The organism is Ensifer sp. 2TAB8, from assembly GCF_052115125.1.
Classification (GTDB): domain Bacteria; phylum Pseudomonadota; class Alphaproteobacteria; order Rhizobiales; family Rhizobiaceae; genus Ensifer.
The window spans coordinates 20211-32919 of record NZ_JBFRGB010000022.1; the positions used below are offsets into that span (position 1 = coordinate 20211).

General features: G+C 60.8%; 12 protein-coding genes. 11 read left to right on the forward strand and 1 reads right to left on the reverse strand.

The annotated features are described in order from the left end of the window. Positions 1-17: 17 nt before the first annotated feature. The 11 genes from pyrH (at position 18) to lpxB (ending at position 11163) form a co-directional block, all read left to right on the forward strand. Complete coding sequence (pyrH, locus tag AB4Z53_RS27095) at positions 18-740, forward strand: UMP kinase (protein WP_113537766.1); 723 nt, start codon at positions 18-20, stop codon at positions 738-740. A gap of 54 nt (positions 741-794) precedes the next feature. Continuing rightward, positions 795-1355 carry a ribosome recycling factor gene (gene frr, locus AB4Z53_RS27100; protein WP_441598717.1) on the forward strand — a complete coding sequence of 187 codons (561 nt, stop codon included), beginning with the start codon at positions 795-797 and terminating at the stop codon, positions 1353-1355. A 37-nt stretch (positions 1356-1392) separates the two neighbouring features. Next, positions 1393-2136 carry an isoprenyl transferase gene (locus AB4Z53_RS27105; protein WP_113537647.1) on the forward strand — a complete coding sequence of 248 codons (744 nt, stop codon included), beginning with the start codon at positions 1393-1395 and terminating at the stop codon, positions 2134-2136. Continuing rightward, entirely contained in the window at positions 2136-2969 is an 834-nt protein-coding gene (locus AB4Z53_RS27110) for a phosphatidate cytidylyltransferase (protein ID WP_441598718.1), read from the forward strand. Before AB4Z53_RS27105 ends, AB4Z53_RS27110 begins: the two co-directional genes overlap by 1 nt. Before the next feature lie 29 nt (positions 2970-2998). Beyond that, complete coding sequence (gene rseP, locus AB4Z53_RS27115; protein ID WP_113537645.1) at positions 2999-4132, forward strand: RIP metalloprotease RseP; 1134 nt, start codon at positions 2999-3001, stop codon at positions 4130-4132. A gap of 249 nt (positions 4133-4381) precedes the next feature. Beyond that, positions 4382-6715, forward strand: a complete 2334-nt coding sequence (gene bamA, locus AB4Z53_RS27120) for an outer membrane protein assembly factor BamA (protein ID WP_441598719.1) — start codon at positions 4382-4384, stop codon at positions 6713-6715. A 46-nt stretch (positions 6716-6761) separates the two neighbouring features. Then, entirely contained in the window at positions 6762-7829 is a 1068-nt protein-coding gene (gene lpxD, locus AB4Z53_RS27125; RefSeq protein ID WP_441598720.1) for a UDP-3-O-(3-hydroxymyristoyl)glucosamine N-acyltransferase, read from the forward strand. Beyond that, the gene (gene fabZ, locus AB4Z53_RS27130; protein ID WP_034796695.1) at positions 7822-8286 is read left to right on the forward strand and encodes a 3-hydroxyacyl-ACP dehydratase FabZ; all 465 of its coding nucleotides are present in this window, start codon (positions 7822-7824) and stop codon (positions 8284-8286) included. The genes lpxD and fabZ overlap by 8 nt, the downstream gene beginning before the upstream one ends. 2 nt (positions 8287-8288) lie before the next feature. After that, positions 8289-9098, forward strand: coding sequence for an acyl-ACP--UDP-N-acetylglucosamine O-acyltransferase (lpxA, locus tag AB4Z53_RS27135; protein ID WP_419195805.1), 810 nt, complete (start codon positions 8289-8291; stop codon positions 9096-9098). A 5-nt stretch (positions 9099-9103) separates the two neighbouring features. Beyond that, positions 9104-9991 carry an LpxI family protein gene (locus AB4Z53_RS27140; protein ID WP_113537641.1) on the forward strand — a complete coding sequence of 296 codons (888 nt, stop codon included), beginning with the start codon at positions 9104-9106 and terminating at the stop codon, positions 9989-9991. Continuing rightward, positions 9988-11163, forward strand: a complete 1176-nt coding sequence (gene lpxB / locus AB4Z53_RS27145; protein ID WP_441598721.1) for a lipid-A-disaccharide synthase — start codon at positions 9988-9990, stop codon at positions 11161-11163. Before AB4Z53_RS27140 ends, lpxB begins: the two co-directional genes overlap by 4 nt. 178 nt (positions 11164-11341) lie before the next feature. On the opposite strand, the gene gltA is transcribed toward lpxB, so the two are convergent. After that, positions 11342-12631, reverse strand: coding sequence for a citrate synthase (gene gltA / locus AB4Z53_RS27150; RefSeq protein ID WP_057255779.1), 1290 nt, complete (start codon positions 12629-12631; stop codon positions 11342-11344). Positions 12632-12709 lie beyond the last annotated feature (78 nt).

Consider the following 12709-nt stretch of genomic DNA (forward strand, 5'->3'; position numbering starts at 1 on the left):
TCTGATCAGGAGCGATGATGCCGGCCGAACCACTCTACAAACGCGTTCTCCTCAAAGCCTCTGGTGAAGCCCTGATGGGAAGCCAGGGCTTCGGTATCGACGTAGCGGTCGCCGACCGCATCGCAGCCGACATTGCCGAAGCGCGTGCCATGGGCGTCGAAGTCGGTGTCGTCGTCGGCGGCGGTAACATCTTCCGCGGCGTCGCGGTGGCCTCAAAGGGCGGAGATCGGGTCACCGGCGACCACATGGGCATGCTGGCAACCGTCATCAACGCGCTGGCGCTTGCCACCTCGTTGCGCAAGCTCGACATCGATACGGTCGTGCTTTCGGCAATCGCGATGCCTGAGATCTGCGAAAGCTTTTCGCAGCGCGCGACGCTCCATCACCTGTCGCTCGGCCGCGTGGTGATCTTTGCCGGCGGCACCGGCAACCCGTTCTTCACGACCGATTCCGCAGCCGCTTTGCGTGCCGCCGAAATGGGCGCACAGGCGATCTTCAAGGGCACGCAGGTCGACGGCATCTATTCTGCCGATCCGAAGAAGGATCCGACAGCAACCCGCTTCGATCGCCTGACCCACAGCGAGGTTCTTGAAAAGGGCCTGGCCGTCATGGATGTTGCTGCCGTTGCGCTTGCACGCGAAAATGCCATTCCGATCGTCGTCTTCTCGATCCACGAAAAGGGCGGCTTCACAGAGATATTGACTGGCGGTGGTCGGGCTACCATCGTCACAGACAACTAAGAACGCTGCAGAACGGCCCTTGGGCCGGCGAATGATAGAACGGGAGTTTCGACCATGAGTGAAGGTGTTGAACTGAAGGAACTGAAGCGTCGCATGGACGGCGCCATTTCCGCATTCAAGAGCGATATCGCGTCGCTTCGTACCGGCCGGGCGTCGGCGAACGTTCTCGATCCGGTGACCGTTGAAGCCTATGGCTCGCGTGTGCCTCTCAACCAGGTCGCCAACATCACGGTTCCCGAGCCGCGCATGCTGTCCGTTTCCGTATGGGACAAGCAAATGGTTGGCGCCGTCGATCGCGGCATCCGCGAATCGAACCTCGGCCTCAATCCGATCATCGACGGTCAGAACCTGCGCATTCCGCTGCCCGAGCTCAACGAAGAGCGCCGCAAGTCGCTGGTCAAGGTCGCCCACGACTATGCGGAAAAAGCCAAGGTTGCAGTGCGCCACGTGCGCCGTGACGGTATGGATGGCCTGAAAAAAGCCGAAAAGGATGGCGACATCGGTCAGGATATCAGCCGTTCTCAGTCCGAGCGCGTGCAAAAGATGACCGACGAAACGATTTCCGAGATCGACCGCTTGCTCGTCGAGAAGGAAAAGGAAATCATGCAGGTCTGATCTGCTCGTGATCTGAGTCTCCTTTCGCGGACGCCTTATGCAAAACCTCATCTCCACGACCGTTCCTGAGCATGTTGCCATCATCATGGATGGCAACGGACGTTGGGCGAACGCGCGTGGTCTACCGCGTACCATGGGGCATCGAAAAGGCGTCGAGACCGTTCGCGACACCGTCAAGACGGCCGCCCAGCTGGGTATTCGCTATCTCACGCTCTTTGCGTTCTCTTCTGAAAACTGGAGCCGGCCGGAGCCGGAGGTGAGCGACCTCATGGGGTTGCTCAAGACCTTCATCCGCCGGGATCTCGCCGACCTGCATCGCGAAAACGTCCGCATCCGCGTCATCGGCGATCGGTCGAACCTGCGTGGCGACGTTCTGCCGTTGCTGATCGAGGCCGAGGAAACGACACGGGCGAACACCGGAATTACCCTTGTGATCGCATTCAACTATGGCGCGCGCGACGAGCTGAGCCGGGCGATGCGTCGCCTTGCAGTCGATGTCGCCGAAGGACGTTTGCGCCCCGAGGACATCAATCAGGAACGTATTGCGGCGACGCTCGATACGTCAGACATCCCCGATCCGGATTTGATCATCCGTACGAGCGGCGAAGAGCGTCTGTCGAATTTCCTGCTCTGGCAGGGCGCCTATTCCGAACTGATCTTCGTTCCCGAGCTGTGGCCGGATTTCACGCGCGAGACGTTCCTGGCGGCGCTCGAGAAGTATGCGTGCCGGGAACGTCGCTTTGGCGGCCTGGCTGAGCCGACGCGGGCGGTTGGTTCCTGATGCAGACTGAACTTAAGCTTCGCATCGCTTCGGGAGTGGTGCTCGCAGCGGTTGCTCTCGCTGCGACCTGGTTCGGCGGCCCCGCTTTCCAGTTTCTTTCGGTCCTGATCGCGCTTCTCGTCTACTACGAATGGTCGACGATCACCGGCCTAGTTGAGCGTGATTTCCAGGGCAATGCCTTCGGTTGGCTCTCGATGGCGGTGATCGCGGCTCTCGTCGTTTCCGGCTACATCGGCTACAGCCTACCGTTCCTGGCGTTCGGCGTCGGTGCGGCGATGCTGTGGGTTTTTGTTCAAAAGACAAGCTGGTGGCTGCCGGGCGGCATTGCCTATGCGGGCCTCACCGGCATATCGCTGGCAGCGCTTCGGGGTGCCGATGATCTCGGGCTGATCGCGACGCTGTTCGTCTTTGCAGTGGTCTGGGCAACCGACATCTTCGCCTACTTCACCGGCCGCGCGATCGGTGGCCCCAAGCTTGCGCCGCGCATATCGCCCGGCAAAACCTGGTCCGGGGCCATCGGGGGGACGATTTGCGGAATCCTCGCCGGTGTTGCCGTTTTTATGGCTTATTTCTCGCTGCAAGATCTTCGGATCCCGATCATTGCCCTGGTGCTTTCGGTGGCCAGCCAGGTTGGGGACTTGTTCGAGTCCTTCATCAAGCGGCGCTTTGGCGTAAAGGATTCGAGCCGTCTCATTCCGGGGCACGGCGGTGTCATGGATCGGGTCGACGGTTTGATATTCGCCTGTGTCGCGGCGTTGATTCTGGTCATGATTCAGTATTTCGTCAGCGATGGGCGCCAGATCGCCTTCGGTTCGGTCCTGCTTGGCTCTTGATGCCGTCCGCAGGGACTTGAGGAACGTTCATGACATATCTCCTTGATGCCTTTCAGCTTCTGACCGGCTACATCATTCCTTTCCTCGTCGTGCTGACCTTGCTGGTCTTTGTGCACGAGATGGGGCACTACCTCGTCGGTCGTTGGTCGGGAATACGTATCCTGGCCTTTTCGATCGGTTTCGGTCCCGAGCTTTGCGGCTGGACCGATCGGCACGGTACTCGCTGGAAACTGTCGGCGATCCCGCTTGGCGGCTACGTCAAGTTCTTTGGCGACGAAGATGCGGCGAGCGTGCCAGACTACAAGCGACTGGAGGCAATCGCGCCGGAAGAGCGCGGCAAAACCTTCCTGGGCGCCAAGCTCTGGAAGCGGGCGGCTACGGTTGCTGCCGGGCCGATCGCCAACTTTATCCTTGCCGTTGCCATCTTCGCGGTTCTGTTCTCGGTCTACGGACGTCAGGTCGCCGATCCGGTGGTTGCACGCGTGAACGAAAACAGCGCGGCCGCACAGGCAGGCGTTGTTCCGGGCGACCGTCTGATCTCGATCGATGGCGAGCCGGTGACAACCTTCGACGACGTTCGCCGCTATGTCAGCGTGCGGCCTGAGCTGAAAATCACGATTCGGCTCGAACGTGGCGGCGCGATCCTTGATTTGCCGATGGTGCCTCAGCGGACGGAGCTCACCGATCAGTTCGGCAACAAAATGGAGATCGGCGTCATCGGCATCCTGACAGACCAGGAAGCCGGCAATTTCCGCACGGTCACCTATGGTCCGGTCGAGGCCGTAGGGCAGGGCGTATTGCAGAGCTGGCACGTGATCACGGGCACGTTCGATTATCTTGGCAACGTGCTGACCGGGCGGATGAAGGCGGACCAGATCGGCGGGCCGATCCGCGTCGCGAAGGTCTCGGGGCAGATGGCTGCGCTCGGAATTCCATTCCTGCTGAATATCGCCGCGATCCTGTCAGTTTCCATAGGATTGCTTAACCTCATGCCCGTACCGGTGCTTGATGGCGGCCATCTGATGTTCTATGCGGTTGAGGCGTTGCGCGGGAAGCCGGTCGGCCCTGCCGCGCAGGATGTCGCCTATCGGATCGGCTTTGCCATGGTGCTGATGCTCATGGTCTTTGCCACCTGGAACGACATATCGATGTTCTTCGGCTAGCGTTCGGTCGGGGAAACGGCGAGGGGAATTCGGCGGATACTGTGAACGATTGGTTTTCAACGGCTTGCGAAGAAAGGTTTTGTTTACGATAACTCGAGGCTGTAGTGGCCGTTAAGCCACGGTTCGAATTGAAGTAAACAGAAATTAACGAGCTGGCTTGCTTGTATGGGAAAAGCGGTTAAAACGGCAACCGTGACCGGAGTCGGCACGAAACTGCCGCGCGACGTTTGGAAAAGGTAAGATTTGAACATGAAAGCTGGTTCAAGGTTTTTGAACGCGGTGTCGGCGGCTGCGCTGTCAACAAGCATTGTTGTTTCCGGCGCTGGTGTTGGGTTGCTCGCAGGCACGTCTGTCGCAGAAGCTGCGGTCATCAATCGTGTCGAAGTGCGCGGGGCAACGCGCGTCAGCGCTGAGACGGTTCGCGCGAACATCACGATCGTTCCGGGCAAGGCCTTCAGCAACGGCGACATCGACGCTTCCGTGAAGCGCCTCTATGCTACCGGCTACTTCTCTGATGTCAGCATCAACATTGCCGGCGGTACGCTCGTCGTAAACGTGAGCGAGAACCAGCTGGTCAATCAGGTCGTCTTCAACGGCAACCGCAAGATCAAGGACGACAAGCTGCAGGGCGTCGTTCGTACGCAGCCGCTCGGTCCGTACAGCGAAGCGACGGTCGAATCCGATATTCAGTCCATCAAGGACGCCTATGCCGCCATCGGTCGCAGCGACATCACGGTGACGACCCAGGTCGTCCCGGTTGCCGAAGGGCGTGTCAACCTTGCCTTCGTGATCAACGAAGGTGAGCGCACCAAGATTTCGCAGATCAATTTCGTTGGCAACGAGGCCTATAGCGACGGTCGCCTTCAGTCGGTCATCGCGACGAAGGAATCGGGCATCTTCTCGTTCATCACGCGCAAGGACGTCTACAATCCGGACAAGCTTCGCGCCGACGAAGAGCTGCTGCGTCAGTTCTACTACAACCGCGGTTATGCAGACTTCCAGGTCGTTTCTTCGGACGCGACGCTCAACGAGGCGACCAACGAGTACACGGTGACGATCACCGTCGAAGAAGGTCCACGTTATGACTTCGGTTCGGTCAATGTCGAATCGACGGTCGAGGGCGTTAATGCCGAAGAGCTGAAGGGGCTCGTGCTGAGCCGCGAAGGTTCGGTCTATAAGGCCAAGGACGTTCAGGCGACGATGAGCGAGATTTCGAAGCGTGTCGCTTCGGCCGGTTATCCCTTTGCGCGCGTAACGCCGCGCGGTAACCGCGACCTCGCCAATCACACGATCGCGGTCGACTACCTCGTCGACCAGGGCGAGCGTGCCTACGTCGAGCGCATCGAGATTCGCGGCAACACCCGCACGCGTGACTACGTTATCCGCCGCGAATTCGACATGGGTGAAGGCGACGCCTTCAACCAGGAAATGGTCGCCCGTGCCAAGCGTCGCCTCGAAGCTCTCGGCTACTTCTCCGCCGTCAATATCTCGACTGCGCCGGGCAGTGCTGCCGACCGCGTCGTCGTCATCGTCGACGTGCAGGATCAGTCGACCGGTTCGTTCGGTATCGGTGCTGGTTACTCGGCCGGTAGCGGTGGCGGCTTCCTCGTCGAAGCTTCGATCGAAGAAAAGAACTTCTTGGGTCGTGGCCAGTATATCCGCGTTGCCGCCGGTCGCGGTGACGAGAGCCGGACCTACAACGTCTCGTTCACCGAGCCGTACTTCCTTGGCTATCGTCTGGCAGCCGGCTTTGACGTCTTCAAGAACGAGAACGACTTCGACGACGACAACTACAGCTACGAAGATCAGGGCTTCAGCCTGCGCGTAACGGCGCCGATCACCGAAAACCTGTCGACCACGCTGCGTTACAACTTCACGCAGTTCGACTATAGCGGTAACGTCGCGAAGCTGTCGTCGCCTTACGTTCGCGCGGTTGAGGGTGGCAACTGGGTCCGTTCGTCGGTCTCGCAGTCGATCACCTACAACACGCTCGACGATGCCCAGCTGCCGCATGACGGCATCCTGGCGACCTTCACGCACGAGTTTGCAGGCCTTGGTGGCGACTCCGACTTCTACAAGATGACCGGTAAGGCCAAGTGGTACTACACGGTCAACGACGAGGCGGACATCATCGCGTCGCTCGGTGGTAGCGCCGGTCATGTCTTCGAAACCGGTAGTGATCTGCAGGTCTTCGACCAGTTCCAGCTTGGTTCCAACGATATCCGTGGCTTCGAACGTAACGGTATCGGCCCGCGCGACAAGGCTACGGGCGATGCGCTCGGCGGCACGACCTACTTCACGGCTTCGGCTGAAGCGACGTTCCCGCTTCCGGGCATTCCGCGTGACAGCGGCTTCCGTGGTGCGGTCTTCGCCGATGCCGGTACGCTCTACAGCAGCAAGGTGACGATGGCTCCGGGCGAAACGGTACAGGGCAACGACTCGTCTCTGCGCGCCTCGGTCGGTGTTGGCTTGATCTGGGCTTCGCCGTTCGGTCCGCTGCGTGTCGACTACGCCTGGCCGGTTGCCAAGGAAGATTTCGACCGGGTACAGAACCTGAAGTTCGGTATTTCCTCGTCGTTCTGATAAGAAGCAGTCCAGAACTGCCAGAAAAGATCGTTCTGGAGTGTCCATGGAACAGAACTGGTTTTTTCCGCCCCATGATGGGATTCGCCTTGGTGACCTGGCGGATCATATTGGGGCGGAGTTGAATGATGGTGCGGTCGCTGATCGTGCCATCAAATCTGTAGCGCCGGTCTATCGGGCCAAGCCTGGCGACGTTTGCTACATGCTGTCTCGCAAGAGCCGTGCGGAGCTTGATACGTGTCAGGCGTCCGCGATCATCTGCGACAAGACGATTTCCAGCCTGGTGCCTGCGCATATCCCCGTGCTGTTGACAGCTCGGCCGCACACTGCCTTTGCACTTGCCGGCACGTTGTTGCACGAGATTGCGATGCGGCCCGCGCGCAACACCAGCCTTAGCGGCGTGTCGCCTGGTGCCTTCGTGGATCCGACGGCACGTCTTGAAGGCGACGTCGAAATCGAGCCGATGGCGGTCGTGGGAGCCGGTGCGGAAATCGGAAGCGGTACCCGCATTGCCGCTGGCGCCGTTATCGGGCCGGGCGTGCGCATCGGCCGTGATTGCACGATTGCCGCGGGCGCTAGCGTGCTCTGCGCTCTCGTCGGCAACAGCGTGATCATTCACCCCGGCGCCCGTATCGGCCAGGATGGGTTCGGCTACGCGCCGGGGCCGAAGGGGGGAATGATCAAGATCGTTCAGGTCGGACGCGTGATCATTCAGGATCATGTGGAAATCGGCGCGAATACGACGATCGATCGTGGCACCATGGACGACACGGTGATCGGCGAGGGCACCAAGATCGACAATCTCGTTCAGATCGGTCACAACGTCCGCATCGGTCGCTATTGCGGCATTGTCAGTGGGGTCGGCATTGCCGGTAGCACGAAGATCGGCAATGGCGTCATGATTGGCGGCGGCAGCGGCGTCAACGGCCACATCACGGTCGGTGATGGCGTCCAGATCGCCGCCATGAGCGGCGTGGCGGCCGATGTTCCCGCCGGCGAACGCTACGGTGGTATTCCGGCGCGCCCGATGCGTGATTTCCTGCGCGACGTCGCGGAAATGGCCATGCGGGCAGAGGAAAGACAAAAAAAGAAGAAGGGCGGCGCGAATGAGTGAAGCAGCAACGGTTCTCGGTACGGCGGATATTCAGGAAATCCTGAAACTGCTGCCCCATCGCTACCCATTTCTGCTCGTCGATCGCATCATTGAGATCGACGGCGACAATTCGGCGATCGGCATCAAAAACGTTTCGGCGAACGAGCCGCATTTCACCGGTCACTTCCCCGAGCAGCCGATCATGCCGGGCGTTCTGCTCGTCGAGGGCATGGCACAGACAGCCGGCGCGATCTGTGCCCGCAAGGTCGGAACCGGCACGAACCTGGTCTATTTCATGACCATCGACAATGCCCGTTTCCGCAAGCCGGTCGTGCCCGGCGATCGCGTCGAATTCCATGTCGTGAAGCAGAAGCAGCGCGGCAATATCTGGAAATTTCACTGTGATGCAAAAGTTGACGGGCAACTGGTCGCAGAAGCTGATATCGGCGCGATGATCGTCAGCAAGGAAGACGCCTGAACATGATTGCAGCAACAGCGAAGATTCACCCGTCCTCGGTTATCGAAGACGGCGCTGTAATCGGCGAAAACGTCAAGATTGGTCCATTTTGCCACGTAGGGCCGAAAGTCGTTCTCGGCGATGATATCGAGCTTCACAGTCATGTCGTGGTCACCGGCCGTACGACGATCGGCAAGGGAACCAAGGTTTTTCCGCAGGCCGTCATCGGCGCCGATTCGCAAAGTGTTCATCACAGCGCCGTCGATACCGAATTGCTGATTGGCACGAACTGCACGATCCGCGAAGGTGTGACGATGAATACGGGCACCGTCGAGCATGGCGGGCAGACAGTCGTCGGCAATAACAATCTCTTCCTGGCCTATTCGCATGTGGCGCATGATTGCCGCCTCGGCGATCACATCATCCTGTCGAACAACGTGATGCTGGCGGGCCATGTCACGGTCGAGGACCGCGCCATTCTTGGCGGCGGCTGCGCCGTGCATCAGTTTACCCGTGTCGGCCGTCAGGCGTTCGTCGGCGGCCTGTCGGCCGTCAGCTACGATGTCATCCCGTACGGCATGCTCAACGGCAATCCAGGCATCCTCAGCGGCCTGAACGTCGTCGGCATGACGAGAGCCGGGATCGACCGCGCCACGATCCACGTCGTTCGCCGCGCCTACAAGCAGATCTTCGAAGGCCCGGAGTCGATCCGTGCCAATGCGGCGGCGATTCGCGAAGAATATGCGGACTGCGCGCCGGTCGTGGAAATCCTCGATTTCATCGCGGCCGAAAGCGACCGGGCACTATCGTCGCCGTCTCGCGGCAAGGCGTGAGCGTGATGTCGGCTGCTGCGGGCCACGCAGCGACCGGCGGCCGGCTCGCAATCATTGCTGGCGGTGGCGCGCTGCCGCATCACGTGGCCGAAGCCGTCAGGGCGCGCGGCGAAGATCCTTTCATCATTGCATTGTCCCGAGAGGCGGAAGAAGCCGATTGGGTCGGCTTCGATCACTCCGTCCTCGGGATCGGCGACTTCGCCAGTATCAGCCGTACCTTCAAGGAAGAGGGGATTGACCGCGTCGTTCTGTCAGGCTGGGTTCGCCGCCGGCCGGAATGGCGTGACATTCGCCCGACGTTGAGAACGCTCGCAAAGATCCCGGCTGTTCTGAAGACGCTGGTATCCGGTGGAGACGACGCCGTCCTGCGCATGGCTATGGCCCTGATCGAAGCAAGCGGCGCCCACGTGATCGGCGTCCATGAAGTGGTGCCCAATCTCCTGGCAGATCCAGGCCCGATTGGTGCGGTCGCACCCGATGCAGACGACCGCCGCGACATAGAGGCGGGTATCGCCGCCGCCAACGCGCTCGGCGCGCTCGATGTGGGGCAGGGTGCTGTAGCCGTCGGCGGACGTGTGGTGGCGCTGGAGGGTGCCGAAGGCACCGACGCCATGCTGGAGCGTGTCGTCGCGTTGAAGGCGGAAGGGCGTGTCTCATCTCGCCGGCGGGGCGTTCTCGTCAAGCTTTGCAAACCCGGTCAGGATCTTCGCGCCGACCTGCCGTCGATCGGGCCGTCGACCGTCGCGCTTGCAGAAAGGGCCGGCCTGGCCGGCATCGCGGTCGAGGCGGGCAGGGCCTTGGTCCTGGAACGTGCCGACGTGATCGAGGTCGCCAATCGCGCCGGGCTGTTTGTTGCCGGGGTGGAGCGCTCGGCCAAGGGAGCCGAACGATGAGCGCACCGAGCTACAAGCTCGCAGTCATTGCAGGCGAAGTTTCCGGCGATCTTCTGGGCGCCGATCTCGTCCGGGCGCTTCGGGCGCAAAGCGGCAGCACGATCGAGCTCGTCGGCGTCGGCGGCGAAGCGCTGGAGGCCGAGGGTCTCCGGTCGTTGTTCGATTATTCCGAGCTATCGATCATGGGGTTCACCCAGGTGCTGGCGCGCCTTCCGAAACTGATCATGCGCATTCGCCAGACTGCAAAGGCGATCATCGCCGCGCGMCCCGATGCGCTTCTGATCATCGACAGCCCGGACTTTACCCACCGTGTGGCGCGGAAGGTCCGTGCGGCGCTGCCGGATGTGCCTGTGATCAACTACGTTTGCCCGAGCGTTTGGGCCTGGAAGCCGGAGCGTGCGCCGCGCATGCGCGGCTACGTCGATCACGTGCTTGCCGTCTTGCCGTTCGAACCACAGGCGATGGAGCGACTGCAGGGCCCTCCGACGACCTATGTCGGCCACCGCCTTGCAAGCGATGCGAATCTGCTGGCGGTTCATGCGAGCCGACAGCAGCGCCTTGCCGGAACGACGGATGTCCGGGTATCGACATGCCTCCTTCTGCCGGGTTCCCGATCGAGCGAGGTTGGCCGGCTGTTGCCGATTTTCGCGGCGATGGTTGAGGAACTTTCAAGCCGTCACCCGGGCATCCGCTTCCTGCTACCGACAGTCCCGCGGCAGGAGAAGTTGGTGCGGGAGATCACCGCATCTTGGCCCGTCCAGCCGGAGATTACCGTGGGAACCGCTGAGAAGTGGGCGGCTTTCGACCGCGCCGACGCAGCGATCGCCGCTTCGGGTACGGTGATATTGGAACTCGCCTTGGCGGGCGTTCCCGTCGTTTCGACCTATGATCCAGACTTCCTGGTCAAGCTTCTGCATAAACGCATTCGCATCTGGAGCGGCGCGCTGCCGAACCTGATCGCAGATTTTCCGATCGTTCCCGAATACTTCGGCGAATCAATTCGCCCCGGCGCGCTTACGCGCTGGGTGGAGCGCCTATCGGCTGCGACGGCGCAGCGCGCATCGATGCTCGATGGTTACACGCTGGTGCAACAGCGCATGGCGACAAGCCGTCCGCCAGGCGACATGGCAGCCGAGATCGTCCTTGGCTATCTCGAAAACAAGAAGGCGTAAGGCCCGCCACCGAGCGGTCACGCTATCCTTCAATCTCTGATGTCGCCGCGATGTGTGTGGAAACTTTGCACCGCGCGAATGCGCCTGCTTGACCACGCAACATCACGACCGATCTGCCTTCGCTACGAAAAAAACCCGGCCATTTCTGACCGGGCTTGTTTGTTTCCGTTAATACCGATCAGCGCTTGGAGACCGGGACGTAGTCGCGCTGCGGGGCGCCGACATAGAGCTGGCGCGGCCGGCCGATGCGCTGTTCCGGATCTTCGATCATCTCGTTCCACTGGGCGATCCAGCCGACGGTGCGGGCGAGCGCGAAGAGAACGGTGAACATGGTGGTGGGGAAGCCGAGAGCCTTCAGCGTGATGCCGGAGTAGAAGTCGATGTTCGGGTAGAGCTTCTTCTCGATGAAGTACTCGTCGGTGAGCGCGATACGCTCGAGTTCCATCGCCACTTCGAGGAGCGGATCGTCCTTGTGGCCGAGTTCCGCAAGCACTTCATGCGTGGTCTTCTGCATGATCTTGGCGCGCGGGTCGTAGTTCTTGTAGACGCGGTGACCGAAGCCCATCAGGCGGAACGGATCGTTCTTGTCCTTTGCGCGGGCGATGAATTCCGGGATGCGATCAGCCGTGCCGATTTCGGCGAGCATGTTGAGCGCCGCTTCGTTTGCGCCACCGTGCGCCGGGCCCCAGAGGCAGGCGATGCCGGCCGCGATGCAGGCGAACGGGTTGGCGCCCGAGGAGCCGGCGAGGCGAACCGTCGAGGTCGACGCGTTCTGCTCGTGGTCGGCGTGCAGGATGAAGATACGGTCCATGGCGCGCGACAGAACCGGGTTGACGACATATTCTTCGCAAGGAACGGCGAAGCACATGCGCAGGAAGTTCGACGCGTAGTCGAGGTCGTTCTTAGGGTAAACGAAGGGCTGGCCGATGTGGTACTTGTAGGCCATCGCCGCGATCGTCGGCATCTTTGCGATCATGCGCAGCGAGGCAACCATGCGCTGGTGCGGATCGGTGATGTCGGTCGAGTCGTGGTAGAAGGCCGAAAGCGCGCCGACGCAGCCGCACATGACGGCCATCGGGTGCGCGTCCCGACGGAAGCCGGTGAAGAAGCGCGACATCTGCTCGTGCACCATGGTGTGGTGCGTGACGCGATAGTCGAAGTCGGCCTTCTGTGCCTTCGTCGGCAGTTCGCCGTAGAGCAGCAGATAGCAGACTTCGAGGAAGTCGCCGTGCTCGGCGAGCTGTTCGATCGGATAGCCGCGGTGGAGCAGCACGCCTTCGTCGCCGTCGATATAGGTGATCTTGGATTCGCACGACGCCGTGGACGTGAAGCCCGGGTCGTAGGTGAACATCTTCGTCTGCTTGTACAGCGAGCCGATGTCCACAACGTCAGGGCCGATGGACCCCGATCGCACCGGAAGATCCGCAGACTTTCCATCGAGTGTTACAACCGCGGTTTTTTCAGTCATCGGACCCTCCGTCTTATGGCAACGTGGCACCGAAACGTGCCACGAAAATGAACGTTGCGAATTTGCTATATGATTTAT

Excerpts from the sequence above, each read along its gene's own strand:
- gltA (WP_057255779.1), bottom strand. The coding sequence starts at position 12,631 with ATGACTGAAAAAACCGCGGTTGTAACACTCGATGGAAAGTCTGCGGAT.
- AB4Z53_RS27110 (WP_441598718.1), top strand. The coding sequence starts at position 2,136 with ATGCAGACTGAACTTAAGCTTCGCATCGCTTCGGGAGTGGTGCTCGCA.
- lpxD (WP_441598720.1), top strand. The coding sequence starts at position 6,762 with ATGGAACAGAACTGGTTTTTTCCGCCCCATGATGGGATTCGCCTTGGT.
- frr (WP_441598717.1), top strand. The coding sequence starts at position 795 with ATGAGTGAAGGTGTTGAACTGAAGGAACTGAAGCGTCGCATGGACGGC.
- AB4Z53_RS27140 (WP_113537641.1), top strand. The coding sequence starts at position 9,104 with ATGTCGGCTGCTGCGGGCCACGCAGCGACCGGCGGCCGGCTCGCAATC.
- pyrH (WP_113537766.1), top strand. The coding sequence starts at position 18 with ATGCCGGCCGAACCACTCTACAAACGCGTTCTCCTCAAAGCCTCTGGT.
- bamA (WP_441598719.1), top strand. The coding sequence starts at position 4,382 with ATGAAAGCTGGTTCAAGGTTTTTGAACGCGGTGTCGGCGGCTGCGCTG.
- lpxA (WP_419195805.1), top strand. The coding sequence starts at position 8,289 with ATGATTGCAGCAACAGCGAAGATTCACCCGTCCTCGGTTATCGAAGAC.
- AB4Z53_RS27105 (WP_113537647.1), top strand. The coding sequence starts at position 1,393 with ATGCAAAACCTCATCTCCACGACCGTTCCTGAGCATGTTGCCATCATC.
- fabZ (WP_034796695.1), top strand. The coding sequence starts at position 7,822 with ATGAGTGAAGCAGCAACGGTTCTCGGTACGGCGGATATTCAGGAAATC.
- rseP (WP_113537645.1), top strand. The coding sequence starts at position 2,999 with ATGACATATCTCCTTGATGCCTTTCAGCTTCTGACCGGCTACATCATT.